Genomic DNA, 26,117 nt, shown 5'->3' on the forward strand with positions numbered 1-26,117 from the left:
CCCGATCCAGGCGCCGGCCGCGGGCAGTCCTGGCAAAGCCAGGACCGGACGATGCGAGCTCCACCCTGCCTGGGCCGCCACCCCCGCGCCTTAAGAACGCATATCGTGCAGGCATTTGCCCTGGCCATTGGCCCGCCGCCCTCGTGTCTTAAGAACAAAAACAGTACTTATAGAACAAGAATAATAGCTAAATAACGAATGAGACAGACAGCCACAAGCCACCCATAACGGCAACTCCAAGATTGTCCTATGACTCACCCCATCTCGTCCTATAAGCCTCCCCCATACGGCACGCAATAAGATAAGCATTACGCATGGCATTCACGTTCGCCTGATTCTTCCCCGCAATATCATAGGCAGTGCCATGCGCCGGCGTCGTTATAGGTATCGGCAGCCCCCCCTGCACAGTTACCCCTTTCTCGAACCCCAGCAGCTTGATCGCAATCTGCCCCTGATCGTGATACATCGTAACGATCGCATCGTATTTGCCGTCGCGCGCCTTGATGAAAATAGTATCGGCGGGGAAAGGCCCTTCAACCGGATAGCCCTGTTGCTGCAACGATCGTACGGCCGGCTCGATAATATCGATCTCCTCGCGCCCGCAAGACCCGCCATCGCCACCATGCGGATTCAGCGCGGCCACCGCCACCCGCGGCTGGGCAATGCCGGCCGCCTTGAGCGAATCGTAGATCAGTCGGCTGGCGTCTTCGATGCGTTCTTTGCTGAGCAGCGACGTCGCATCTTTCAGCGGCACGTGCGAAGACACCCGCGAAGTCCACAAGCCGTCCAGCGTATTGAACTCACAGAAATACGTGTCCACCTTGAGGTAGTTGGCGAAGTGATGCAGCTCGTCCTCGAACTTCATGCCCGACTGCTTCATGGCGTGCTTGTTCAGCGGCGCGAAACAGATGGCGTCGATCTGGCCGGCCATCACGGCATCCATGCACAGGTTCAGAATCTTCAGCACCGAGGCGCCCCCGGATGCGGCGGCTTGCCCTTGCCGGACTTGCCCGGGAACAACACTGTCGACGGCAACAAACAGCGGCTTGTCGCCGGCCGCGGCGCGTGCGTCGGCCAGCGAGGCGATCGCCTGGGTGGCCACGGCCACACCTGCTGTTTTTTGCCCGGCCTCCCATAGCCACGGGTCGCCGATCAGCACAATATTGCCCTGTTGCAGGTTGGCGGGATCGTTCAACAGTTTGGCGATAAGTTCAGGGCCGATTCCGGCGGGGTCGCCCAAGGTCAGGGCAATCGTGGGTTTTTGTGCAGGCATGGTATCTCGATGGAATTCGTTTAATCCAGGTTGGGAACAATGGCCGGAATCGGTTCTTTACGCTTGAACAGGCGCCCGATCAGGGGCAGGCAAGCCATCAGCAGCCCCAGCGTGGTCAGGGTGCCAGCCAGGCCGTTGTGCCAGAAAATGCCCAGGCTGCCGCCCGAAAACAGCATGGATTGCCGGAACGCATCTTCGGCCTTGTCGCCCAGCACGGCGGCCAGCACCAGCGGAGCAATCGGGTAGCCCAGCTTCTTGAACAAATAGCCGAACACGCCGAACACCAGCATCAAGTCCACATCGAACAGCGACTGATTGACCGCGTAGGCGCCGATGCAGCACACAATCACGATAATCGGCGCCATGATGGAAAACGGCACGCGCAGAATGGAAGCGAACAGCGGCACGGTGGACAGCACCACGACCAGGCCCACCACATTGCCCAGATACATGCTGGCGATCAGGCCCCAGACGAAATCCTTCTGTTCCAGGAATAAAGTTGGGCCGGGCTGCAGGCCCCAGATCATCAGGCCGCCCAGCATCACGGCGGCGGTGGCCGAGCCCGGAATACCCAGCGTCAGCATGGGCAGCAGGGCGCTGGTGCCGGCCGAGTGGTCGGCGGTTTCGGGGGCGATCACGCCTTCCAGCGCGCCTTTGCCGAAACGCTCGGGCGTTTTCGACATGCGCTTGGCCACGCTGTAGCTCAGGAACGATGCGGCGGTGGGGCCGCCCGGGGTAATGCCCATCCAGCAGCCTATGGCCACGCTGCGCAGCCAGGTGGCCCAATAGCGCGGCATTTGCTTCCAGGTCTGCCAGACAATCCGGGCGTTGATTTTTGTGTGCTCGCCCTTGAATACCAGCCCTTCTTCCACCGTGCACAGGATTTCGCCTATGCCGAACAGGCCTATGACCGCGACTTCAAAGCTGATGCCGCGCAGCAGGTCCGGGATTCCGAAGGTCAGGCGCAGATTGCCCGACACCGTATCCATGCCTACGGCGGCGACGGCAAAACCGATCATCATGGACGATATGGTTTTGAGCGGCGGGGTTCGGCTCAGGCCGATGAAGCTGCCGAACGCCAGCACATAGACGGCAAAGAATTCCGGCGAACTGAAGCTCAGCGCGAATTTGGCGATATAGCCCGACAGAAAGGTAATGAGCAGAACGCCCACCAGCGCGCCCAGCAGCGCCGACGTAAAGGCCGCCGTCAGTGCTTCGCCGGCGCGCCCCTGCCGGGCCATAGGATAGCCGTCGAAAGTGGTGGCGACCGACGAGGGTTCGCCCGGGATGTTGAATATGACCGATGTGACCGAGCCGCCGAACAGGGCGCCCCAGTACATGCACGACAGCAGGATAATGGCCGATACCGGCTGCATGGTGAAGGTGATGGGCAGCAGCAGGGTCACGCCGTTGGGCGCTCCCAGGCCCGGCAGCACGCCCACCAGTATCCCCAGCAAAATGCCGGCGATCATGATCATGATGTGGTACCAGGACAGTACGACGCTCATGCCGTGCATCAGCAGGTTGAGTTGTTCCATGCGGTTTCGTCCTACATTCCGAACCAGGCCGGGAATGGGCCGGCGTACAGCGGAACCTCAAACCAGCGGGTAAAAATGAAATAGCAGGCCAGCGGCACCACGATCGAGATGGTCAGGATCTTGATCCCGCTGTAACGCTTGCCGTCTTCGGCCATGCGCCACATGAACCAGGCAATGAATAGCGCCGAGGCCACGTACATGCCGATGAAGGGCATCAGCGCCACGTACACGCAGATGGGAATGAATACGCCCAGCACGCGCTTGAGCTGCGGGCGGGTGGTCAGGTCGGCGCGGCCGCGTGGCCATTTGGACAGGGTTTTGATAGCGGTGCCCAGACTGGACAGGGCAAGGAACAGCCCAACGTAAAAAGGAAAATACCCGGCCATGGGGCCGCCGTCGTCCCAGCCTATGCCTTGCTGCAGGCTGCCCGCCATGACGACGCCGCCCAGAACCACGAGCGACAAGGAGGTGACCAGCCCGCCCACGCGCAGGCTCAGCCCGCCCTGTCCGGGGGGCGGGCCGGCAGGGCCGGGTGTGTCTGCGGATGTCTGTGTATTCATGGCCTTCGATTCGAAGAGTTGCCGCGTCGTGGTGCTTGAGTTGCCGCGACGCAGCCGGTTTGCGGATATTTACTGCTTCAGCCAGCCCGCCTCTTTGAAAATCTCGCGGGCCCGTTTGTCGTCGGCTTGAATGTAGTCGTTGAATTGCTTGCCCGCCAGGAAGCTGGGCACCAATGCGCCGCGCTCGAGATACTCTTTGAATTCGGGCGTTTCCGTGACTTTTTTCAGCAGGTCGACATAGTACTGGCGTTGTGCGTCGGTGACGCCGCCCGGCATGAAGACGGTGCGCGGGAAACGGAACTCATCGATGTGGATGCCCTGCGAAACACAGGTGGGCACATCGGACCAGGCCTGGGTATCGGTGATTTTCTTGGTATAGACCATGCGCTCTTTACTGAACACGCACCAGGGCTTGACCTGGTGGGCACGCCATTGCGAGATGCTCTCGCTGGGATTGTTGGTGTTGGAGGCGATGTGGCCGCCCGCCAGTTGTGTGGACGCTTCGCCGCCGCTCTTGAACGGAATGTACACAAACTTGGTACCTTCGGTCTTGTTGATCAGCATGGTCAGCGTTTGGTCCACATCTTTCGATTGGCTGCCGCCCATGGGGTATTTGGCCGGCGTGGCCTTCACGGCATTGATGTAGTCCTTGACGGTTTTGAAGGGCGAGTTTTCAGGGCCCCATAGAATGAAATCGTCCTGGGCCACCATGGCAACCGGCGTCAGGTCCGTCCATTGGTAGCCCAGCTTGGCCACCAGCGGCAACAGGTACGCATTGTTGGTGCCGACAATGATTTTGTAAGGATCGCCTTTGGCCATCTTGATGTCCAGGAAGCCTTCGGCGCCGTTGCCGCCCCCTTTGTTGACGACCACGGTGGAGACATCCATGAGCTTGTGGCGCGTAATGATGGATTGAATCAGGCGCGCCAATTGATCGGTGCCGCCGCCCGCTCCGGCCGCCACGATAACCTGGATATTCTTAGTGGGCTTCCAGGCGTCGGTGGCATAGCTGTGGGCCGAGACAAACAGGCTGGTCATCAGGGCGGCGCTTATTGCACCGCGGAGCAACTGTTTTTTCAGGGATGTCTGCATGGTGTCTCCTGTAATTTATGATTTAGTGCTACAAGTATGGCCAAACTTGTGATAGCTTAATAATAAATTAATAAGATATAGTGATAACCCCAAGTGATACCTAACGCCGCCATATTATTCAATCGCCTGCGCATGCGGCAGCTTAGTTTGCTGCTGGCGCTGCATGAACATCGTTCCTTGCGCAAGGCCGCCGAGCAAATCGGCCTGACCCAGCCCGCCGCCACGAAAATGCTGCACGAGATGGAAGACGTGATCGGGCTCAAGCTCTTCGATCGTCTCCGGCGTGGCGTACAGCCTACAGCCTACGGCGAGGTCATGACTCGCTATGCGCAGGTGGTGTTTTCCGACTTGGGCGGCGTACGCGACGAGCTGGTGGCCATCGAATCGGGAAATATCGGCAAGATCCGCATCGGCGCCATCATGGCCCCCGCCCCTCAACTGCTGTCCGACACGCTGATCATGCTCAAGCAGCGCCACCCGCGGCTGGCTCCCAGCATCCAGATCGATACCAGCGATGTGCTGATCACGGCGCTGTTGCAGGACCGGCTGGACGTGGCCATCGGCCGCGTGCCCGATAACTGGGACAGCCGCGAGCTTATGTTCGAGCCCATTGCCGAAGAGGCTTTGTCGATAGTGGCCGGCCCGTCCAATCCCGAGGTGCGCAACCGCAAAGTGACTTTGGCCGGCCTGCTGCAGTATCCGTGGGTTCTGCAGGCTCATCCCAGCCCTATGCGCAAGGTGCTGGAACTGGTGTTCATGGAGTCTGGCCTGGCCTTGCCGATCAATATTCTCGAGACCTCGTCCATGCTGCTGACCTCTTCCCTGCTCAGGCAGTCGGATATGCTGGCGGTCATGCCGACGCTGGTGGCCAAGCACTACGAAGAGCGCAAGACGCTGGGCATTGTGCCCTTGAAAATCAAAAGGCAAATACCTTCCTACGGAATCATCACCCGCAAAGGCCGCATTCTCAGTCCTGCCTCTCAAGTGTTCATCCTCGAGATCCGGGCCGCCATGGAGAGTACCCGGCTTGTATAGTTTTTTGTGTCTCGAACAATGACGGCGGGGCGGCCTCGGTAGAAACGAGGCCGCCCCGCGCGGCTTATTCGATGATATTGAATTGGTCCAGGTATTTATCGGACAGGGTCAGGCCCAGTCCGGGCAGGTTGTCGTCGAGATCCAGATAGCCGTTTTGCGGAGCGGGGTCTCCGTCGAAGATGTAGTAGAACAATTCGTTGCCTATTTCGACATCGTGCACGGGGAAGAATTCCGACATGGGCGAGGCCAGGGTCGACATGGTGAGATGATAATTGTGCATTTGCCCCGCATGCGGAATGACAGGAACGCCATAGACCTCGGCCAGGGCGTTGATCTTGTGGGCCGCAGTAATGCCGCCCACTCGATTGGTGTCGTACTGGATGACCGAAACGGCACGCTTGTCGAGCAGCTGGCGGAACCCATGGCTGGTAAATTCGTGTTCGCCCCCCGAGATCGGAATACTGGTCAGATGGTTGAGTTCGGCGTAGCCGTCGATATCGTCGGCGATCACGGGTTCCTCTAGCCAGCGGGGTTCGAAGCGTTCGAGTTTCGGCAAGATGCGCTTGGCATATTCCAGGTTCCAGCCCATATAGCATTCGAGCATCAGGTCTACGTCGTAGCCTATGACTTCGCGCACGGCTTCGACGCTTTCGATATTCTTGCGTGCGCCGGCGGGCCCGTCCTTGGGGCCGTAGCCGAAGCGCATCTTCATGGCGCTGAAGCCTTGGTCCAGGTAAGACTGGGCTTCACCTTGCATTTCACTCAGGTCTCTGCGATAGAGCTTGGAGGCGTAGCAAGGAATTTTTTCTTTGGTGCGCCCGCCCAGAAGCTTGAAGACCGGTCGGCCAGTGGCCTTGCCCATCAAGTCCCACAAGGCGATATCGATTGCCGAAATGGCGGCCATGGCTACGCCTTTGCGCCCCCAGGCTAGTGTGGAGCGGTACATGCGCTGCCATAGGTATTCATAGTCGAAGGGGTCCTGGCCGATGACGAGTGGACTGAGATACTGATCGATGATCTGCTTGGCGATGCGAGGCGCCAGCGCGACATTGCCTATGCCCACATGCCCGTCATCAGTTTCGATTTCCACTACGGTCCAGCCATGGAAGCGGAAGGTGCCCATTGAGTCGCCGCGATCCCACAGCAGGCTCATGGCGTTGGTGCAGAAATGAGGTTGGGGGGGGACTGTCTTTCCTTTCCATTCGAAAACGCGCGCTCGGATATTGACTACTTTCACTTGATTCTCCATTAGGGGCCGCTCGTGAATGTGTCGAGCAGTGTGTGGCGTGGGCGATTTACCCCGTGCGGCATGAATCGGAATGGCGTTGCGGGTCAATCAGGGCTACCAGTATGGCGAAACATGCGATAGCTTAATAATGAATTAGTGCGATATGGAGATAACCTCAAGTGATACCTGGCGAATCCTTCTTCTTCCATCGTTCGCAAGGGCGGTCGTGCGGCCGCTCCGTTTGATTTTCGCGACGAGACCAGAATATCCAGGGCAAAAAGGCGCAGTGGGATTGCTATCCTAAAAGTGGATATATGTATCGTGAAAACTTAATTTAGAAACCGATCTCCAGGTGATATTCTGTAAAAAAAGCCCATTGAATAAAGGGTTTTCAAAAATTTCAAGGTATGCAAAGTTGGCATGCATAGTGTTTTTCTGAGTAAGGCACGATGCGCGAAACGAGGAAACTGCAGGCCGACGGCAAAGCGCCCCATAAAACAGGACAGGAGATCAATGGTGAGTCATATGAGTGGAAAAGTGGTATTGAACGCGGTGTTTATCGGTTTGCTGGCGGCCGCCTCGACCGGGGCCGAGGCGGCGGGTGGGTTTCCGTCGCGGCCCATCACGATTGTCGTGGGATCCGAGGCGGGCAGCTCTCCCGATGTATTGGCTCGGATCGTGGCCACCGACATGGGCCAGGCGCTAAAACAGTCGATTATTGTCGAAAACAAGCCAGGCGCGACCGGAGCGATTGGTGCGGGCTACGTGGCATCCGCCCACCCTGACGGCTACACCTTGTTGATGGGCACCGTCTCCAATATTGCCCTGTCGCCTTTGTCCCGGACGGTTCGTTATCGATCGCAGGATTTCACGACTGTCGGCGCCGTTGCTTCAGTGCCTTTGGTGCTCGTTACCGGGCCGGGTACTCATGTGCGCAGCTTGAGCGACCTGAAGGCCTTGGCGGCCAAACAGCCTCAAGGCATGGTTTTTTCCTCGCCCGGCATCGGAGGTCCGCAGCATTTGGCCGGTATTTTGCTGCAGAAGGAATTGGGCTTGGACCTTCTGCATGTTCCTTACAAGAGCGGCGGGGCGGCGGTATTGGCGGTGGCCAGCGGTGAAACACAAATGACCTTCGCAGGCGTATCCGCGGCCATGCCCTTGATCCATTCCAAAAAAGTGGTTCCTGTGTTCATCACCTCCGAGACCCGGCTGAAATCCTTGCCGGAAGTTCCCACTTCCAAGGAGTTCGGGGCGCCTGGCCTTCTGGTGGATAACTGGCATGGCTTGTTTGCGCCCAAAGGCCTGCCCGATCCCTTGCGCAAGATCTTGACCGATGCCTTGCACAAAGCGTTGGAGAATCCTCAGGTTCAAGGGAAATTCGTTGGCTTGGGCGCTCATGTCGATCTGCGCAGCGCCGAGGAATACACCCGGTTCGTGCAAGAAGAAACCCAGCGTTGGGCGCGTGTGGTTCACGAAAACAATATTACATTTTGACTTTGACAGTCCAAGAGCAAAGCCGTGAAAACTCCTAATCTGATTATCATCATGAACGACGAGCACAACAAAAAAATGCTCGGGTTCAACGGCCATCCCATGGTCAAGACTCCTAATCTGGACAAGCTGGCCGCCAAGGGCACTGTCTTTCGCAATGCCTATACCAACTCGCCAATTTGCGTTCCGGCGCGAGCAGCGCTGGCCACGGGGCGGTATGTGCACCAGAACAAATGTTGGGACAACGCCATTGCCTACGACGGCCGTATGCGCAGCTGGGCGCGGCACTTGCGCGACACCGGCCACGAGGTGATTTCGATCGGCAAGCTGCATTATGCCAATGCGGACATCGATGCGGGCTTTAGCGAGCAAATCATTCCCATGCATATCGAGGCCGGCGTGGGCGATTTGTATGGCCTGATACGCAATCCGCCGCCTGTGCGGCACCAGTCGAAAGACCTGGCGCAATGCATAGGCCCGGGCGCAAGCACATACATCGACTATGACCGCGATATTACCGCTCGAACTGTGCAGTGGCTGGCGAAGCACGGCGCCACGCAGCGCGACAAGCCCTGGGTGCTGTTTTCCTCGTTCATTGCCCCGCATTCGCCGTTGATTGCCCCTCCGGAGTATTACGCGCTTTACAACCCCAGCGATATCCCTCTGCCTAAAAAGACAGCTGGCGGCTTGCATCCCTGGGTTCAACAATGGGACGATTGCTATCGTTTCGATTCGTATTTCGAGAACGATCAGCAAAGAAGGGTTGCCATTGCATCGTATTACGGCCTTTGCTCGTTCATGGACAATAACGTGGGTTCGATATTGCGGGCGCTCGAAATCAACGGACTGGCAGACGATACCGTTGTGCTGTTCCTGTCCGATCATGGCGACAACATGGGGGCTCGCGGTTTATGGGGTAAATCCACCATGTACGAGGAGTCTGTGTCTGTGCCGTTGATCATGTCGGGCCCCAGGGTGGCGCAGCAGGCCGTGGTCGACACTCCGGTATCGCTGGTCGACTGTTATCCAACGATACTGGATGCGGTTGGGCAGGATTTGGAAGGCGCCGAGCTGCCCGGCCGGTCCTTGTTCGAGATCGCGGCCAAGCCGTACGACGGCCAGCGCGCGGTATTCAGTGAATACCATGCGGCGGGATCGGTCAGTGCGGCGTATATGCTGCGCAAGGGCGACAAAAAATATATTTGCTATACCGGGTATCGCCCTGAACTATTCGATCTGAAGCACGACCCCGAAGAGTTCCAGGATCTGGCTTTAGGCGGACGGCATGAATCGGAATTGACGGCATTCGCGGAGACACTGGCGGGTATTTGCGATCCTGGGCAAACCGACGCTCAGGCCAAGGTCGACCAGGGGCGGCTGATTGCGCAGCACGGCGGCGCGGACGCCATCGTCAGGCGCGGCGGGAGCAGCTATACGCCCATTCCCGGCGAACCGGTCAGGCTCATCGGACATTAGCCGCCATTTTTTAGATAACGGTCCATATCTTGAAAACCTTGTATTTTGACGCCCTTAGAATCAAGCACCTGCGGCTACTGGCGGTGCTGCGCGACACCGGTACGATTCAAGGGGCGGCTGCCCATCTGGATATCTCCCAGCCGGCGGCCAGCCGCATGATCCGGGAAATGGAAGAGGCTGTCGGCTGTCCTTTGTTCACGCGTGAGCACCGGGGCGTCACCCCAACGGCGGCCGGCATTCACCTGATGGACAAGGTGGGCATCGTGCTGGAAGAGCTTGGCTACAGCGAATTCGAACCCCGCGGCCCTCATCCCCAAGCCAAGCAGTTGCTGCGGATTGGCGCGATCTCGCAAGTCGTGACGCAGATTTTGCCCAAGGCCTTGTCCCGGATGTGCGATCGGGAGCCCAGCCTTTCGGTATCCTTGCTGGACGCCACCAGCCGGCAATTGTTGCATCTGCTCAAAGAAGGCGAGATCGATTGCGCGATTGGCGGCTTCATACTTGGCGATGAGATGAGGCGGGAAGTCTACGCCCAGGAACTGTGGGAAAAGGATGATCGCCTCTGTGTCATTGCGCATCGGGACAACCCGCACTTCCAAACGCGTTCCAGGGCCGGAAAGAAAATTTCCCTGGCTGACAGCCGGTCGTTGCAATGGGTTTTGCCTACGCAAGGCACCTTGTTGCGGAATGTATTCGACGCTCAATTCGTGAGCCGGGGGCTGATTCCTATCGAACCGCGAATCGAATCGCCGTCGCCCGCTGTGATTCACGCCTTTATAAATGCCCATGTGCAGCTTTGCTCGATAAGCCGGGAGTCGGTCATCCCGCTGTTGCCGGCAGATACCCCCATCGTGAAAATAGCCTTGCTGGAAGGTTTGGAATTACCCAGGCTGCAAATTCTGATACGCCGCAATACGGAAAAAATCCAATCGCTGAAACGGTTCTTGTCGGATCTTAAATCGGAGATCGCGTGAACTCGAACAGATCGAGGCTGCGTGATACAACGCTATGAATGCTGGGCTTTGGATGGACTGCTGGAACTGGCTGTGGGCCCCGGTATCGGGGGCCACGGAACATCACCTGGCCGGTTGGGCTGCCTGGCATGGGCGGCTGATGGTGCTGAGTTGGGGGTTCCTCATACCCATCGGCGGATTGATTGCCCGTTATCTGAAAGTATTGCCCAATCAGGACTGGCCCAGGAAACTGGATAACAAGTGGTGGTGGCATGCGCATCTGGTGCTGCAGACGGCCGGCTTGTTCGCCGCCTGTCTGGCCGTCGCGCTGGCGTGGGGCAATATGGGTTCCGGCCGTGTGCTGGCGGATGTGCATGCCTGGTTCGGCTGGTCGCTGCTGGCCGTGGCGGCAGCACAGGCGCTGTCGGGCGTGTTGCGTGGATCCAAGGGAGGGCCTGCCGATGGCTCCATTCCCTTCGGGCGGAGGATGGAGCTGGGCGATCATTACTTGATGACCCGGCGCAGGCTTGTATTTGAGCGCTTGCATAAATTCCTGGGATGGCTGCTGATTGCCGGCGCCGTGGTTGTCATTGTGCTGGGTCTGTTTGTGGCGGATGCGCCGCGTTGGATGTTCATTGCCTTGCTCCTATGGTGGAGCGTGTACGGCGCGACGCTGGTGTATTGGCAATATCAAGGGCGGTGCATCGATACCTATCAGGCCATTTGGGGGCCGGATCCGAGTTTGCCGGGCAATCGGCGAGCGCCAGTCGGCCCAGGTGTACGGCGGTTTTCGAAGTGCGAATGGGCGGCGCAAATGCGTCACCGGCCTTTATGGGGGTTCAGCGGTGCAAAGCTCAAAGGCCGGAAACATGTATGAAGACAATTTCAGGTGTCGTGTGTGGATCGGGCGGTATATCCGTTCCTGGATGTGGGGGCGAACAGGTGGAAGAGATGAGTGCTGCAATAATTTTCGATGACGCCGCGCGTGGGGTGTTCCGGCCGGATTCTCGTCTGAAGCAGGTGGCGACAGGTGCGGCCTGGAGCGAAGGGCCGGTCTGGATCCATGAGGCCCGTTCGTTGTTGTGGAGTGATATCCCCAACAACCGGATACTGTGCTGGCGCGAAGGCGAGGACGAGGGGTTTTCAGTCTGGCGTGAGGGGGTGGATTTCACCAATGGCCATTATCGCGATCTGGACGGCAGCATTCTGCATTGTTCGCACGGTCGGCGCGCCATTATCAGGACGCGGATGATAGACGGTCTGGCCAGGACGGAAGATGAGGTCGTGGTTGACAGGTATCAGGGGCGACGCTTGAATTCACCCAACGATATTGTGGTCAAGAGCGACGGCACGATCTGGTTCAGCGACCCTCCCTATGGCATCTTGTCAGATCGGGAGGGCCACAAGGCTCCTTCCGAACTACGTCACAACTATGTGTTCCGCTTCGATCCCCGGACTTCGGCGCTGGATATTGCGACCGATTACCTCGATGAGCCCAATGGCTTGGCGTTTTCTCCCGACGAGAGCGTCCTGTATGTATCGGATACCTCGGCGGCACTGCGTCCCGAGGGCCAGGGGCGCCATCACATCATATCGTTCAAGGTGGGAGCGGGCGGCACCTTGTCCGATCCGAAGACATTTGCGGAAGTAAATCCCGGTCTACCTGATGGTTTCAGGCTTGATGAGCGAGGTTGGATATACACCAGCAGTGCGTCGGGAGTGCAAATTTATCATTCCGACGGCAGACGCCTGGCGGAAATTCCGGTGCCTGAAAAGGTTGGGAACCTGACGTTTGGCGGCCTGGGGGGCGATTCACTTTTTATCTGTGCCACGACCTCGCTGTACAGAATTCACCTCAATGCCAAAGGATTGCAAAAATGACAGGCCGCGAAACACTGCTATTGGTCGAAAAATGCAGCCATTGCATAAGTTGGTACGACATACACACGGGTGAGCGCTTTCGCTCGCTGGAGCTTGGCCTTTACCCCCATGAGTTCGTGACCGACAGTCACAACAAGGTGGCCTGGATAGGGCATTATGGCGTGGAAACTTCCGGGCATACCGGCGAGGGCGGGCATGTCTTGTTTCAGGTGGATATCGCCAGTGGGGCGTTGATGCGCACGATAGATCTATCCCCCTACAACCGCCTGCATGGCATGCAAATGGATGAGCAAGACCGTCTTTATGTCTTAAGCGAAGACAAGGCGGTTTTGCTGGTGCTGGACGAGCCTTTGTCCGACGTGGGCCCCAAGCGCGCCACCTCGTCGGCAGGGATCAAAAGCCATTTGTTCGCTTTGGCGCGCGATGGCCGCACCGCTTATTGCATGAACCTGCTGTCGCATACCGTTGCCAAGGTGTTTCCCTGGGATCCTTTGGCGTCTGCGGTGTTGTGCGCCCCAGGTCAAAAGCCCGAGGGATATTGCCTGAGCGAGGATGAAGGCACACTGTACGTAACGAACCGATGGAGCGGGACGCTTGCCGCTATCGACACGCGAACCATGCGGGTCAAGTACACGGCGGCATCGCGCGAAGATCCAACGCGCATCAATCTGTTTCGGGATGGGCGTTTGTTCATCTCCAACTACGGCGATCGGAGCCTCTCGATCGTGGGGCAGTCGGATCTGCGCGAAATCGGCTATGTCAGGCTGGAAGCTCGCGCGATTGCTGTTTCCTTCCATCCCACCCGGCCCATTGCCTTCATTTCCCAGGATGATGATAGGGTGGCTGTGCTGGATACGGACAGCTTGTCGTTCTTGAGCTTCATTTCCACCCAGCGCGAACCGGATGTATCCAAGGTTGTGTTCATTTAATGCTGAATTAGCCCTCCAAATCGGGTATCTGGATGCATGGGGTCAGTTCACAAGACCCGCCCCTACTTTATAATCGCGCCATGACGAAAAAGATTCTCATTGTGCGCACGTCCTCGCTGGGCGATCTGGTACACATGCTGCCGGCCATATCCGATATTGCCCGGCATGTGCCGCATGCGCAGATCGACTGGATCGTCGAAGAGAATTTTGCCGAGATTCCCGCCTGGCATCCGGCGGTCAATGAGGTCATCACGGTGGCGCACCGCCGCTGGCGCAAGCACTGGTGGGCCGCCGATACACGCGTCGAACGCGCCGCGTTGCGCCAAAACCTGCAATCGCGCCAGTACGACGTGGTGCTGGACATGCAGGCCCTGATGAAATCGGTATGGCTGGTGCGCCAGACGCACGGAGTGCGGCATGGCCTCGACCGGCAGTCTGCGCGCGAACCACTGGCTTCCTTTTTTTACAACGTCAAGCATACGGTCAACTTCTGGCAGCCGGCCGTCACCCGGCAGCGCGAACTGGCCGCCGCCGCCTTCGGCTATACCTATAGCGGCGAACCCGATTTTGGCCTGGGTGCGATTACCGATGGGGCCGAGATCCAGCCCTATGCGGTGATCATGCCGTCGGCCAGCCGCGACGACAAGCTTTGGCCGGTAGCCGACTGGCACAAAGTGTTTGAGCGTTTGCAGGAGCATGGCCTGGCGCTTAAATTGCTGGCTGGCAATCCGGCCGAGATTGCCAGGGCGCAAGCGCTGGTGGCGGGCAGGAATCAAGGCGAAGTGCTGCCGCGCATGGATCTCAACCAGATTGCGCACGTACTGGCCTGTGCGCGCGTGATGGTGGGGCTTGACAGCGGCCTGACGCATTTGTCGGCGGGCCTGGGCAGGCCCACCATAGGCATTTACAAAGCCTCCACACCGGTGCGTACCCCGCTTGAAGGGCCCGCGTACACAGCCAGCCTGGGCGAGCGCGGCAATGCGCCGTCGGCCGAAACGGTGCTCAGCGCTGTCGAGCAGGCCCTGGCTTCTCGCGATCGGGCAAATCCTGCCACCGGCCAGGAGCAGAGTTTTTCTTTCAATGCCGCCGCCGAAGGGGCGGATACACCCGACTAAGGCTCGCGTCGCGGCAATCTGCTGTTTGCTCGCTTGGCCGCCGAAAGGGTCGATGCCCTGGCCTGAACAGGCCTTGCGGTCTGCCACAGTGGTCAATATGACACGAAAATAGGGTTTTTGTCGTCTTTTGTGTATCAACTGCGTTTAAAATGGGGATAGGCATCGGTGGCGGGCGACTACAAGGGCCGCCCTCGCAGATCGACAGTCTTGTTTTATAACCTTGCGGTAAAGCCTCATTGAATCGTTTTTTTTACACTGTTTGCATCCGTCTTTTGTCCCCGGGCCTGCTCGGGTGGATGGCATTGCGTGCGCGGCGCGCCGGCGGCGATTGGGGTGTCTGGTCGGGTAGCCGCTTTGGCCATTATGCCCAAGCCAGCAAGCTTGAAGAACCTGTCTGGGTGCATGCGGTCAGCCTGGGTGAAACCCGTGCCGCGCAACCGTTTGTGCAAACCTTGCTGGACCAGGGCAACTGCGTATTGCTGACGCACATGACGGTGACCGGGCGTGCAGAAGGAGCACGGGTATTCGAACAGGCCATAGCCCAGGGCCGCCTGCAGCAAGAGTGGCTGCCTTATGATTTTCCGGGATGCACCCAGCGGTTTATTGCACATTACCGGCCGAGCGTAGGCGTGTTGATCGAACGCGAGGTCTGGCCCAATGTGATTGCAGCCGCGCGCAAGGCCCACGTACCCATGATGCTGGTCAGCTCGCGGTTTTCCGATCATTCCCTGCGCCAGAGCCTGCGGGCCGGGCGTGTCATGCGCGAAGCCTACGACAGCTTGCAGGCGGTCTATGCCCAGACACTGAACGATGCGCAACGCCTGGAGCAGGCCGGGGCGTCGGCGGTGCGGGTATCGGGCAATTTCAAGTTCGACATCTGTTTGCCGGCCGACAAAGTGGCGCGCGGCAAGGCGTTCAGCGCCACCCTGCAGCGCAAGGCCATTGCCATTGCCAGCACACGCGAAGGCGAAGACGAGCAGTTCGTCAATGCCATCGTCAAGCAAGACAGGCGGGCCACGGCGCAGGGTAAAAGCCTGGCCGAGCGCGTTATGTTTTACCTGATCCCGCGCCACCCGCGGCGCTTCGACCGTGCGGCCGCCTTGCTGCAAGAGGCCGGCATACCGTTTGTGCGGCGCTCGCAGTTGGTCGATATGGGCGAGGCGGGTGCTTCGGCCTTGCGTGCCGGCGGCGAGCCGCTGGTTCTGCTGGGCGACAGCCTGGGCGAAATGGCGGTGTATTACGCCGGCAGCCATGTCGCCATTGTGGCAGGCAGCTTTGAGCCCCTGGGAGGGCAGAACCTGATCGAGGCGTGCGCCGCCGGCGTGCCGGTGCTGGTGGGGCCGCATACCCGGAATTTCGAGCAGGCCGTCGTTGATGCCATCGATGAGGGCGCGGCGCTAAGGGTTCAGTCGCCCGATGCGGCGCTGCAAAAGGCATTGCAGATGCTGGATCACCCTCAATGCCTGGCGAAAATGGGCGAGGCGGGCGCGCACTGGGTACAGAAGCACACAGGCGCCGTCGCCCGCGTTGTCGCGGGACTGAACGAGCTCCGGGCCGAAAAGATTCACCGATAAGCAATTAAGCAATTCGCGGGAGTGGGCCTCGTGCCCACCCCAGGGGCGCCTTACAGGCCGTGGTACTTGCGTCCGAGTTCGAGCGTGGCCTGGAAGAAGCCGGCCTTGCTGCCGCAATCGTAGCGCAGGCCTTCGTATTCGAAGCCGTAAACGTCGCGTGTTTTAAGCAGGCTGGCAATGCCGTCGGTAAGCTGGATTTCACCGCCGACTCCGGCCTGGGTTTGCCGCAGGTGCTCGAATATTTCCGGCTCCAGCACATAACGGCCGACCACCGCCAGGGTGGACGGCGCCACATCGGGCGCCGGTTTTTCGACAATGCCGGTCAGGCGCGTGGTTTTATCGCTGACGCGGGAGCCCGAAATAATTCCGTATTTATTGGTTTGGTCTTGCGCTATGTTCTGTATGGCCAGCACGCTGCCGTTTTGCTGGTGCGCGGCTTCAATCAGTTGATGCGTGACCGAGGTTTTCGCGTCGATCAGGTCGTCGGCCAGCAGCACGGCAAAAGGCTCGTTTCCGACTATGGGCGCCGCGCACAGCACGGCATGGCCCAGGCCCAGTGGGTCGGATTGCCGCGTGTAGATGCAATTGATGTGCGCGGGGATGATATTGCGCACGATGTCGAGCAGCTCGGATTTATGTTTTGCCTCGAGCTCGGCTTCCAATTCGGGGACGCGATCGAAATGATCTTCAATGGCGCGTTTATTGCGCCCGGTGATGAAGATCAGGTCGGTGATGCCCGCGGCAATGGCTTCCTCTACCGCGTATTGAATCAGCGGCTTGTCCACAATGGGGAGCATTTCCTTGGGCATGGCCTTGGTGGCCGGCAGAAAGCGCGTGCCCAATCCCGCGACAGGAAAAACAGCTTTACGAATTGGTTTCATATTGATGGCTTTGATGCTTGGCAAAGAACCCATTTTAGTGCCAGATGCGTTTCGGGACGCAGTTCACGGATCGATCATGCCGCGATGGGCAAATCATGCCCGGACGATGGGGGAATTTTTTGCTTTCGGGAAAGCTTTGATATATCACATCGCTATTATTAGAATGAGCCAACGGCGATTGTGGGTACTGCATCAATGGTTTGCGCCGGACTATTAATCATCAGGGCCGCTTATGTCCATTTCCGCCGCAGATCGGGTGCTTCACGAGATCGAGACACGCATCGTGTCGGGCCAGTTGCCGCCCGGGGTGCAGCTCGATGAAGACAAGCTGAGCCAAATCTTCTCGGTTTCGCGCACGCCCGTTCGGGAGGCCCTGCTGCAATTGGCCGCCTTGGGATTTGTGCGGATGGTTCCGCGCTCGGGCATCTATGTGGTGCAGCTATCGGCCAATGAACTGGCCGACATCTTCGAGGCACTGGCGCACGCTGAAGGCTTGTGCGCCCGTTTAGTGGTGCAGCGCATTGACGATGCGCAGTTGAAAGCCCTGCGTGCGCTGCACAAGGAAGGCAAGCGCGCGGTTACGCAAAAAAATCAGGCCGATTATTCCAATTACAACAAGGCTTTTCACGAGTATTTTTATGCCAGCTGCGGCAATGCCTATTTGATCAGTCAGATCCTGCACGCCCGCAAACGCACAGGCCCCTATCGCATGCGGCATTTCGACTTTACCGAGCGCATGGCCAATTCCTGGTTCGAGCACGACCGCCTGTTGCTGGCCGTCATCGATAGAAACGAGCAAGCTGCGCAGCAGCTGGCCTGTGAACATATTCTGATTGGCGGCAAGGACTTTTGCGACCTGGCCCTGGCTTCCCCTGAATACCTGCAGTTCGATCCCGATACCAGTCCCGCATGGAATCGCGGCCTGGTGGACATGCCGCGCCTGTTTGCGCCGCCTTCGACCCTGCATTGATTCCGGACTCATTTATAAATAAATGGCCTGTTATTTGGCCTTGGAGACAAAAATGCTGAAAAGGATTGTATTGGCGGCCATGCTGAGCCTGGGTGTGGTTTCCCTGGCGGCGGCCGAGACTGCGCCGTTGAGGATAGTGGTGGGATTCGCTCCGGGCGGCGGCGTGGATACTCTGGCCAGAATCACGGCGCGCCAGATCGAGAAGACGCTCAAGCGTCCGGTGGTGGTGGAAAACAAATCCGGCGCCGGCGGCACGATTGCCGCCGACTATGTGGCCAAATCGGCTCCCGACGGCAACACCTTGCTGCTGGGCGACTCATCGCTGCTGGTTGCGCCGCATATCTATCCCAAGGTCGGCTACAACATTCAAAAGAGTTTTGAGCCGGTGGGCGTGGTGGGGCAGGCGGATCTGGTCATTGTCGTTCCGGCCGCCAGCCCGGCCAAATCGCTGTCCGGTTTCCTGGACATGGCCAGAAAGGAGCCGGGCAAATACTCCTTCGCGTCGGTAGGCGTGGGTTCAATACACCATTTGGCCGGCGAGCTGCTGGGCATCAAGGCCGGGGTAAAACTCCTGCACGTACCCTATCGCGGCGGCAGCCCGGCCAATCAGGCGGCGGCGGCCGGCGAGGTATCGATGGCGATTGCCAGCGTGGCTTCGGCCATGGCTTTGGAAAAAGCCGGCAAAATCCGTATTCTGGCGGGTTTGTCGGCCAAGCGGTTTCCGGCCTTGCCCAATGTGCCCGCAGTCGATGAAACGCTGCCCGGCTACCAGGCTACGCCCTCCTTGTTTTTGCTGGCCCCCGCAGGCACGCCGGCCAGTGCGCTGGCTCCTGTGACGGCCGCCCTGAAACAGGCGCTGGGCGAGAAGTCGGTGCAAGACTCGTTTATCGTGCAGGGCGCGGTAACTGATTTCCACGATCCGGCCTGGCAAGCCGACTGGATGCGGCGAGAAGAAGCCCGCTGGGTCGGCGTGATCAAACAGGCTGATTTGAAGTTTAATCACTAGCCTGGAATTCCATGATGAACCTTTCTTTCCCCGACGCCCAGAAGCCCATAGGCCTGATTGTCCCCCCGGCCGCGGGCGAGGTGCCCCCGGACGCCCGGATTATGTACCCTGGACTCAGGTTTATCGCCAAGGGCCTGTCCCTGGGTACCGTGGACAAGCAGGGTTATGACCAGGTCATTGATCACGTCATTGAAAAAGCCAGAGCCTTGGCGGACGAGGGGGTATCGGCGATTTCCCTGATGGGGACATCGCTTAGCTTTTATCGAGGCTCCGATCTCAACCAGCGCTTGAAAGACCAGATGGAGCAGGCAACAGGCTTGCCCTGCACGACCATGAGCTATGCCATTTTGCGGGGCATGCGTGCTTTGGGTTTGAAGACCGTGGCCGTTGCCACCGCGTATGTGGATGACGTGAACCAGCGCCTGGCCGCGTTTCTGGGCGTAGAAGGCATTGCCGTCGCCAGTACGAAGGGCCTGGGCATCAACGGAGTTCGCGAGGTCGGGCAGGTATCCACCGATACGCTGGTCAGTCTGTGCCTGGAAGCCTGGGATGACGCCAAGGGCAACGCCGATGGCATTGTGCTGTCGTGCGGAGGGCTGATTGTGCAGGACGCCTTGAAACAGGTAGAGCGGCAACTGGATGTGCCGGTGGTGGCCAGTTCACCCGCCGGATTCTGGGATGTCGTGGGCACGGCCGGCCTGGATAGCCGGACTCAGGGTTGCGGACGGTTGGCGGCGTCGGCCTGGTTGCCTTCGCTTGGCTGACCCAAAGTGACGATGGCCGGATTCTGCTGCAAGGTCAGCATATGCGGGTCGCGCCCGACCTCGTTGGGCGGTGTGCCGAAAAAGCCTTGCCCATAGGCCAGAACGATAACGTTGGCAATCAGAATCAGAAGAAATAAAAAGCGCATGGCCTGGAAAACCAAAAAACCGATACAAGTGGCCCGAGTGTAAAGCCAGGCCGGACTTTTTGCATCTTGGCGCCCGCCGCGGTCATTGCCGGCTCGCCAGGCGGGCCAGGCCGTCGAGTACCGGGGTGGCCAGCCATTCTATGGGCGCAAGGGGCAGGCCAAGGCGGTTTTGCATGGCGGCCAGCAGGCGCAGGGTTTCTTCCCTGACCACGGGCCAGCCTCCGCCGGCGCTGAAGAGCAGGGGGGCGTTCCCGTAGCGGTCCAGCCCGATCAGCCATTGCCGCAACACGGCGCCTGCCTGGGCGGCGGCGATGCCGGTTGCGATGGCCTGGTGGGTGTGGGCCGGGTAGGCGGCCGTATCGCCGTCCGCCTCGGGCAGATTGGCGGTGCCCTGCGCGAGCGAGGTGCGCATCAGGGCGGGGCCGGGAAAGATCAGCCCGCCCTGGAAAGCCAGGTCGGGGCTGAGCGTGTCGATGGTCGTGGCGGTGCCGAAACTGGCCAGCATCAGGGGGGCGGGGCTGGTAGAGCTTGCGCGTGGGCCTTCCGCATGCTGGGCCAGGGCCAGCATGGATACCCATCGGTCGGGACCGAGCTGGCCGGGTTGATGGTAGGTGTTGCGTATTCCCAGTGCTTCGCTCTGGCTGGCGACCCAACTGACGGGGCAGGCATGCGGCGCGAGCCGTGATTCGATGGCCGCGGCGGTTGCCGCGCCGGCCACGTTGACCCCCAGGGCCGCGGTGGGGCGCATGGGAAGTTGTTGCAGCCATTGCGACAGCTGATCCAGCCCGGCATGGTGCAGGGCCAGTGCGACGGTTTCGCGCCGGCCGCTGCCGGGTTCGATCCAGCCGAACTTGACGCGCGTGTTGCCGGCGTCGATCAGGAGCATCATGTTTGCGCCCGCACCGAGATTTCGCCCACCGAGATGGGCTTGTCGCCATCTGCAGTGCGCACCAGCAACTGGCCGAAGGTATTGATGCCGCAGGCGATGCCTGCGTGGATAATGCGCCCGTCGTCCAGTACGTTGACATGCTGGCCGGCCAGGGCGTCGACCTGGGCGTAGCGCGCCGGCAGGGCGTCGAACCCCTCTCGTATGGCGGCGTTGAAACTGGCGTACCAGGCGTGGGCGATTGCGGCAACCATGGTCGATGCCGAGGCTGCGGCCGCCTGCGCGTCCTGGGCCGTGACTTCCGACCAGTCGGCGACCTGCCGGTTCAGGGATTGGCTGAGCGCCCGGGCGTCTTCAAGATTGATGCCGATGCCGACAATGGCAACATGGTGATCGGCCGCCAGCTTCGAGGTACTGGCCCGGGTGATTTCGACCAGAATGCCCGCCAGCTTGGCAAATTGCCAATGCACGTCGTTGGGCCATTTCATGACAAGGCGGGTTTGGTGCGCAGGTTCGATCAGGCTGCGCAAGGCCTCGCAGGCGGCCACGCCGGCCAGCGGCGAAAGCGTGGGCAGTTGCTTGGGCGGCAGGAATACATCGAACGCGCAGGAAAACATCAGGTTGGCGCCGGCGCGGTTCTGCCAGGTTCGGCCGGCCCGGCCGCGGCCGCCTTCTTGCAGGTGCGCGCCCAGCAGCCAGGGCCGGGCCAGGTGATGGCCCCCGCGGCGCGCCTTGGCAAGCAGGTCGGCGTTGGTCGAGGAGGTGCTGTCTACCCACTGCACTTGTTTGAAATTGGGCAAGGCCGCCCGCAGACTGGCGGCCATCTGTTCCGGCGTGGGCAGGAGGGGAATCGACGCTGATGACATCGTGTATGGGGCCGTGTAATCGTCATTGGGCCAAAGTGGCCTGTTACTGGACTAATAAGTCTACCTGATGTTGTTATGATTCGAGTTCTTGTCGGGATTTTTAGCCTTATGTCTGTGAACGTCAAAAATACGGTATTCAAGGGTTTGGCCGGGGCCATCGACTGCGCCCTCGATTGGCCCGATGGGCCTGCGCGCGGCTGGGCGCTGGTCTTGCATCCGCACCCTTTGCATGGCGGGGCGCGCGACAACAAGATCGTGACCACGATTGCACGCGCCTGTGTGCAGCACGGCCTGGTGGCCGTACGCCCCAATTTCCGTGGTGTTGGCGCTTCGGCTGGTGAATTCGACCGGGCCGTGGGTGAAACCGCCGACATGCATGAGCTTGTCGGGCAGTTCGAACTGGCCTACCCCGAGCTGGCCGCCGGCAAGTGGGTGCTGGCGGGCTTTTCCTTCGGCACCTCGGTGGCGGCCCAGTTGTATTCCGGCGTGGCCGAGCAGGCGGGGAAAACGCCCGATGCGCTCATGCTGATAGGCTCGGCGGTCGAGCGTTTCAAGTTTCGCGAGGTACGCATACCCGATGATACGTTCTTGATTCATGGCGAAGTCGATGAAGTCGTGCCTTTGTCGGAAGCCATGGATTTTGCACGCGTGCGCGGTTTGCCTGTCGTGGTGGTGCCCGACGCCACGCATTTTTTTCATGGCCGGCTGATTACACTGAAGCAATTGCTGCAGCAACGCCTGGCGATACTGTAACGTTTTTCAAACTTCCGTAGCAAGTATTTTCAGTTTCCACGCTCAAATGGCCATTCTGGCGGTATTGTCCCGCGCAGGCTCTGCCTATAATGGGCGTTTCGCTTATCCGGCTTCCTTGACCGGCTTTCTTGACGGAATCGTTATACGGTATGTCGATGACACATTCAGCTTTTATTTTCTCCCTGCGCCGCTCGCGTTATCTTGTCGCCGGGCTTGCACTGTCACTTGCTCCCCTCTTGTCCCTGGCCCAAAAGGCGCCCGCCGCCACACCCGCACCGGCGGCTTCGACCGCCGCGGGCAAAGCCCCGGTTGCGGCGCCTGCGGCCTCGACTGGCGCCGCGGGCGTGTTGACCCCGGTGGGCGACTTGTCGTCCGTTCCGCCTCCCGCCATTACGGCTAAAGCGTGGCTCACGCTCGATGCAACCAGCGGCCAGATCATCGCTTCGTCAAATCCCGACGAAAAGATCGAACCGGCCTCGCTGACCAAGCTGATGTCGGCCTACGTGGTGTTCGATGCCATCGACAACAAGCGCCTGACACTTAACCAAACGGTCAATATTTCCACGAAAGCCTGGAAAACCGAAGGTTCGCGCATGTTCGTCAAGCCCAATACGCAAGTATCGGTCGACGATCTGCTGCAGGGCCTGGTTGTGCAGTCGGGCAACGATGCCACGGTGGCCCTGGCCGAAGCCGTGGCCGGCAGCGAGTCGGCCTTTACCGCCCTGATGAACCAGGAAGCCGCCAAAATGGGCATGACCGATACCCATTTTGCCAATTCAACCGGCTTGCCCGACCCCACCCACCTGACCACGGTGCGCGATCTGGGCATCCTGGCCAAGAACCTGGTGCGCAATCATCCGCAATATTTGCACTACTACAGCCAGAAAGAATTCACCTATAACAAAATCAAGCAGATGAATCGCAATCGTCTGTTATGGACCGACCCGACGGTCGATGGCCTGAAAACCGGCCACACCCAGTCGGCCGGCTATTGCCTGGTGGCAACGGCTGTGCGCAATGGTCGCCGCGTGGTGTCGGTCGTGGTGGGCGCCACCAGCGATTCGGCACGCACGGAAAACAGCCTCAAGCTATTGAACTGGACCTATCAGAATTTCGATACCATCAAATTGTTCGATACCGAGCATCCCGCCGTGAAAGCCCGGGTATGGGAAGGCCAGGCCGAAACCGTGGGCCTGGGCGAAATGCAGCCGCTCTGGATTACCGTTCCGCGCGGCAAGGGCCCCGAGGTCAAGCCGGTAGCCCAGTACACGCAGCCCCTGATCGCGCCGCTTAAAAAAGGCACCAAGGTCGGAACCGTTTCCCTGTCTCTCGATGGCAAGGTGTTGCGCCAGGACTCCCTGCTGGTTCTCAACGATGTGCCCGAGGCAAGTTTCTTCGGCCGGATTTACGATAAAATACGCTTGATGTTTCAATAAAAATCAGGTCAACACTTAGCGCAATTCAGGCACGTTTTCAGGCAATCCCGGGCTGCGCGCGACTCATCAAGGGCGAATCTTCGGGTTTGCCCTTTATTGTTTGTATTGCCCGTTGTTTCAATTTCATTTTTTTTACGCGAGGCGTGAGCAATGATTCCAGATGTCGATAACGAAAGTATTGTTTATTTGAACGGCGAGTATGTGCGCCTGGGAGACGCCAAGATTTCGGTGCTCGACCGCGGCTTTATTTTCGGCGATGGCATCTACGAAGTCGTGCCGGCCTACAAGGGCAAGCCTTTTCGCATGAACGGGCATCTGGCGCGCCTGGAACGCAGCCTGAAGTCTATCGGCATCGAGCTGGACTGGTCGCGCAGCGACTGGGAAAAACTGGTGCACGACATGCTGAAGCGCTCAGCGCTTGATGACAGCATGGTGTACATACAGATCACGCGCGGCGTGGCCAAGCGCGATCATGCTTTCCCTAAAAATGCGACGCCTACTGTCTTCTGTATGGTATCGCCGTTCAAGCGCCCCAGCGCGGAATTGCGCGACCAGGGGCTTACCGCCGTTGGCGTGCCCGATGTGCGCTGGCTGCATTGCGAGATCAAGTCGGTGTCTTTGCTGGGCAATGTGCTGGCCAAGCAGCAGGCGGTCGAGGCCGGGGTCGACGAAGTGCTGCAGTTTCGCGACGGCAATTTATCCGAGGGCGCTTCGTGCAATATCTGGATGGTGAAAAACGGTGTCCTGGCCGCGCCGGTGCGCAACAACCTGATTCTTGAAGGCATACGCTACGGTTTTCTCGAAGAGCTGGCCAAGGACGCGGGGGTTCCCTTCGAGTCGCGCCAGGTTTCGCAGCAGGAAGTCGAGCAGGCCGATGAGCTGATGATGTCTTCGGCCACCAAAGAGGTCCTGCCTATCGTTACGTACAACGGCAAGCCGGTGGGCAGTGGCAAGCCGGGTGCCGTCTATGCGAAATTGCGGGCGGGGTACGACAAGGCCATCGCCGCGCTATAAGGTCTCTCAAGATGCATACCATTCCTCCTGAAGAATCCCTGATCGAATACCCGAGCGCCTTCCCCATCAAGGTCATGGGCAAGGCGCATCCGGATTTCGCCCAGACTTTGACCGACGTGGTGTTGCAGTTCGATCCTGAATTCGATCCGGCCACGATAGAAATGCGGCCCAGTTCGGGCGGCAAGTACATAGGCCTGACTTTCACGGTGCATGCCACTTCTCGCGAGCAGCTGGACAATCTGTATCGTGCCTTGCATGCGCACCATATGGTGTCGATTGTTTTATAGGGCAGGCGCGCGGCGCGTCCGGCGGCCGTGATTTGATGGTTGGGTGATGACACTACATAAATGGTGGCCGAGGCCGGCCGAGTATCTTGAGGTCTGGCAGGCCATGCAGGCGTTCACCGAGGCGCGCGATGCGCAGTCGGCCGATGAGATCTGGCTGGTGGAGCATTCTCCGGTCTATACCCTGGGCCAGGCGGGCAAGCCTGAGCATATTCTGGACAGCGGGTCGATTCCCATAGTTCAGTCGAATCGCGGCGGGCAGGTTACGTATCACGGGCCGGGACAGGTTGTGGCGTATTGTCTGGTGGATCTGCGGCGCATGGGTATTTATGTCAAAGAGTACGTGGAGATGCTCGAGGATGTGGTGCTGGGGGTGCTGGGTGAGCTGGGCGTGGCGGGGGCGTGCCGCAAGCCGGGAGCGCCGGGTGTGTATGTGCCTATGGCGGACAAGGGGGGCGATCTGGCCAAGATTGCCGCGCTGGGTGTCAAGATTCGGAAGGGTTGTGCTTATCATGGCATAGCGCTTAATGTGGCTATGGATTTGTCGCCTTTCCTGGGGATCAATCCGTGTGGGTATGAGGGTTTGCGCACTGTGGATTTAAGTGCTTGTGGGGTTGATGTGCCGCTTGGACGGGTTGGCGATCTGCTGGCTGGGCGCTTAAGCGACTCCTTCGAGGCTTATTGCAAATCGCCACAGACCTGATCTGAGGATTGCTTGTGGTATGTGGGGGGGGGGCGGTCCTTGCGGCCACCCGTCATTTGCATTTTTGAGCTGCGGCCCAAGCCTGGCTCGGGTGGGTGTGGGACTTGCATACTCTGTTTTGGCTCGTCTTCGGTGTTCTTTAGGCGCGAGAGTGGCGGGCAATGGCCGTCACAAATGCTGGTGGCATGATATGCGTTCTTAAGGCGCGGGGGTGGCGGCCCAGGCGGGGTGGAGCTCGCATCGTCCGGTCCTGGCTTTGCCAG

General features: G+C 59.3%; 26 protein-coding genes. 17 read left to right on the forward strand and 9 right to left on the reverse strand.

All coding sequences use genetic code 11. The annotated features are described in order from the left end of the window. Positions 1-247: 247 nt before the first annotated feature. The 4 genes from ACYVIS_RS20450 to ACYVIS_RS20465 all read right to left on the reverse strand — a co-directional run bounded on the left by ACYVIS_RS20450 (position 248) and on the right by ACYVIS_RS20465 (position 4,463). Positions 248-1,273 carry a 4-hydroxythreonine-4-phosphate dehydrogenase PdxA gene (locus tag ACYVIS_RS20450; RefSeq protein WP_460874915.1) on the reverse strand — a complete coding sequence of 342 codons (1,026 nt, stop codon included), beginning with the start codon at positions 1,271-1,273 and terminating at the stop codon, positions 248-250. A gap of 20 nt (positions 1,274-1,293) precedes the next feature. After that, complete coding sequence (locus tag ACYVIS_RS20455; protein WP_460874916.1) at positions 1,294-2,811, reverse strand: tripartite tricarboxylate transporter permease; 1,518 nt, start codon at positions 2,809-2,811, stop codon at positions 1,294-1,296. An 11-nt stretch (positions 2,812-2,822) separates the two neighbouring features. Further along, positions 2,823-3,371 (reverse strand): tripartite tricarboxylate transporter TctB family protein, encoded by a 549-nt coding sequence (locus ACYVIS_RS20460; protein ID WP_460874917.1) that lies wholly within the window; start codon positions 3,369-3,371, stop codon positions 2,823-2,825. 69 nt (positions 3,372-3,440) lie between these two features. Next, positions 3,441-4,463 (reverse strand): Bug family tripartite tricarboxylate transporter substrate binding protein, encoded by a 1,023-nt coding sequence (locus ACYVIS_RS20465; RefSeq protein WP_460874918.1) that lies wholly within the window; start codon positions 4,461-4,463, stop codon positions 3,441-3,443. A 132-nt stretch (positions 4,464-4,595) separates the two neighbouring features. Between ACYVIS_RS20465 and ACYVIS_RS20470 the strand changes: the two genes are divergently transcribed. Next, positions 4,596-5,498 (forward strand): LysR family transcriptional regulator, encoded by a 903-nt coding sequence (locus tag ACYVIS_RS20470; protein WP_460874919.1) that lies wholly within the window; start codon positions 4,596-4,598, stop codon positions 5,496-5,498. 64 nt (positions 5,499-5,562) lie between these two features. Here the strand turns inward: ACYVIS_RS20470 and ACYVIS_RS20475 are convergent, their stop codons facing one another. Next, a complete protein-coding gene (locus tag ACYVIS_RS20475; RefSeq protein WP_232741569.1) occupies positions 5,563-6,735 on the reverse strand; it encodes an L-rhamnonate dehydratase in 1,173 nt (390 codons plus the stop codon). Positions 6,736-7,251: 516 nt separating this feature from the next. Here ACYVIS_RS20475 and ACYVIS_RS20480 point away from each other — a divergent pair. From ACYVIS_RS20480 to ACYVIS_RS20515, 8 genes are all read left to right on the forward strand, one after another. Next, positions 7,252-8,220, forward strand: a complete 969-nt coding sequence (locus ACYVIS_RS20480) for a Bug family tripartite tricarboxylate transporter substrate binding protein (RefSeq protein WP_232741568.1) — start codon at positions 7,252-7,254, stop codon at positions 8,218-8,220. A gap of 24 nt (positions 8,221-8,244) precedes the next feature. Continuing rightward, positions 8,245-9,693, forward strand: a complete 1,449-nt coding sequence (locus tag ACYVIS_RS20485) for a sulfatase-like hydrolase/transferase (protein ID WP_232741567.1) — start codon at positions 8,245-8,247, stop codon at positions 9,691-9,693. Positions 9,694-9,722: 29 nt separating this feature from the next. Beyond that, the gene (locus tag ACYVIS_RS20490) at positions 9,723-10,667 is read left to right on the forward strand and encodes a LysR family transcriptional regulator (RefSeq protein ID WP_232741566.1); all 945 of its coding nucleotides are present in this window, start codon (positions 9,723-9,725) and stop codon (positions 10,665-10,667) included. 34 nt (positions 10,668-10,701) lie between these two features. Further along, entirely contained in the window at positions 10,702-11,523 is an 822-nt protein-coding gene (locus ACYVIS_RS20495) for a cytochrome b561 domain-containing protein (protein WP_232741565.1), read from the forward strand. A gap of 74 nt (positions 11,524-11,597) precedes the next feature. Then, complete coding sequence (locus tag ACYVIS_RS20500) at positions 11,598-12,527, forward strand: SMP-30/gluconolactonase/LRE family protein (RefSeq protein ID WP_232744703.1); 930 nt, start codon at positions 11,598-11,600, stop codon at positions 12,525-12,527. Beyond that, positions 12,524-13,456: a YncE family protein gene (locus ACYVIS_RS20505; protein ID WP_232741564.1), complete on the forward strand. Its 933-nt coding sequence runs from the start codon at positions 12,524-12,526 to the stop codon at positions 13,454-13,456. The genes ACYVIS_RS20500 and ACYVIS_RS20505 overlap by 4 nt, the downstream gene beginning before the upstream one ends. A gap of 80 nt (positions 13,457-13,536) precedes the next feature. Further along, entirely contained in the window at positions 13,537-14,571 is a 1,035-nt protein-coding gene (waaC, locus tag ACYVIS_RS20510) for a lipopolysaccharide heptosyltransferase I (protein ID WP_460874920.1), read from the forward strand. Between the two features lie 236 nt (positions 14,572-14,807). Continuing rightward, entirely contained in the window at positions 14,808-16,145 is a 1,338-nt protein-coding gene (locus ACYVIS_RS20515) for a 3-deoxy-D-manno-octulosonic acid transferase (protein WP_460874921.1), read from the forward strand. Positions 16,146-16,195: 50 nt separating this feature from the next. Here the strand turns inward: ACYVIS_RS20515 and galU are convergent, their stop codons facing one another. Beyond that, positions 16,196-17,026 (reverse strand): UTP--glucose-1-phosphate uridylyltransferase GalU, encoded by an 831-nt coding sequence (galU, locus tag ACYVIS_RS20520; protein ID WP_460874922.1) that lies wholly within the window; start codon positions 17,024-17,026, stop codon positions 16,196-16,198. A 232-nt stretch (positions 17,027-17,258) separates the two neighbouring features. Here galU and ACYVIS_RS20525 point away from each other — a divergent pair, with 232 nt between their 5' ends. Genes ACYVIS_RS20525 through ACYVIS_RS20535 form a run of 3 tightly spaced genes read left to right on the forward strand, consistent with a single transcriptional unit; the run spans position 17,259 to position 19,766 of the window. After that, positions 17,259-17,996 carry a GntR family transcriptional regulator gene (locus ACYVIS_RS20525; RefSeq protein WP_460874923.1) on the forward strand — a complete coding sequence of 246 codons (738 nt, stop codon included), beginning with the start codon at positions 17,259-17,261 and terminating at the stop codon, positions 17,994-17,996. A gap of 52 nt (positions 17,997-18,048) precedes the next feature. Continuing rightward, on the forward strand, positions 18,049-19,002 hold the full coding sequence (locus ACYVIS_RS20530; protein ID WP_232741559.1) for a Bug family tripartite tricarboxylate transporter substrate binding protein: 954 nt from the start codon (positions 18,049-18,051) through the stop codon (positions 19,000-19,002). An 11-nt stretch (positions 19,003-19,013) separates the two neighbouring features. Further along, entirely contained in the window at positions 19,014-19,766 is a 753-nt protein-coding gene (locus ACYVIS_RS20535; RefSeq protein WP_460874924.1) for an arylmalonate decarboxylase, read from the forward strand. On the opposite strand, the gene ACYVIS_RS20540 is transcribed toward ACYVIS_RS20535, so the two are convergent. The 3 genes from ACYVIS_RS20540 to ACYVIS_RS20550 all read right to left on the reverse strand — a co-directional run bounded on the left by ACYVIS_RS20540 (position 19,715) and on the right by ACYVIS_RS20550 (position 21,664). Continuing rightward, the gene (locus tag ACYVIS_RS20540; RefSeq protein WP_232741557.1) at positions 19,715-19,912 is read right to left on the reverse strand and encodes a hypothetical protein; all 198 of its coding nucleotides are present in this window, start codon (positions 19,910-19,912) and stop codon (positions 19,715-19,717) included. The two genes, ACYVIS_RS20535 and ACYVIS_RS20540, sit on opposite strands and share 52 nt — an antisense overlap. Before the next feature lie 82 nt (positions 19,913-19,994). Beyond that, positions 19,995-20,801: a type III pantothenate kinase gene (locus ACYVIS_RS20545; RefSeq protein WP_232741556.1), complete on the reverse strand. Its 807-nt coding sequence runs from the start codon at positions 20,799-20,801 to the stop codon at positions 19,995-19,997. After that, entirely contained in the window at positions 20,798-21,664 is an 867-nt protein-coding gene (locus ACYVIS_RS20550; RefSeq protein ID WP_232741555.1) for a biotin--[acetyl-CoA-carboxylase] ligase, read from the reverse strand. The genes ACYVIS_RS20545 and ACYVIS_RS20550 overlap by 4 nt, the downstream gene beginning before the upstream one ends. A gap of 108 nt (positions 21,665-21,772) precedes the next feature. Here ACYVIS_RS20550 and ACYVIS_RS20555 point away from each other — a divergent pair, with 108 nt between their 5' ends. From ACYVIS_RS20555 to lipB, 5 genes are all read left to right on the forward strand, one after another. After that, positions 21,773-22,417 (forward strand): alpha/beta hydrolase, encoded by a 645-nt coding sequence (locus ACYVIS_RS20555; RefSeq protein ID WP_232741554.1) that lies wholly within the window; start codon positions 21,773-21,775, stop codon positions 22,415-22,417. 155 nt (positions 22,418-22,572) lie between these two features. Next, positions 22,573-23,853, forward strand: a complete 1,281-nt coding sequence (locus tag ACYVIS_RS20560; protein ID WP_232741553.1) for a D-alanyl-D-alanine carboxypeptidase family protein — start codon at positions 22,573-22,575, stop codon at positions 23,851-23,853. A 150-nt stretch (positions 23,854-24,003) separates the two neighbouring features. Further along, positions 24,004-24,867, forward strand: coding sequence for a D-amino acid aminotransferase (locus ACYVIS_RS20565; RefSeq protein WP_232741552.1), 864 nt, complete (start codon positions 24,004-24,006; stop codon positions 24,865-24,867). A gap of 11 nt (positions 24,868-24,878) precedes the next feature. Beyond that, the gene (locus ACYVIS_RS20570; protein ID WP_460874925.1) at positions 24,879-25,154 is read left to right on the forward strand and encodes a DUF493 family protein; all 276 of its coding nucleotides are present in this window, start codon (positions 24,879-24,881) and stop codon (positions 25,152-25,154) included. 46 nt (positions 25,155-25,200) lie between these two features. Next, positions 25,201-25,854, forward strand: coding sequence for a lipoyl(octanoyl) transferase LipB (lipB, locus tag ACYVIS_RS20575; RefSeq protein WP_460874926.1), 654 nt, complete (start codon positions 25,201-25,203; stop codon positions 25,852-25,854). Positions 25,855-26,117 lie beyond the last annotated feature (263 nt).

It is taken from the genome of Paralcaligenes ginsengisoli (assembly GCF_054781135.1).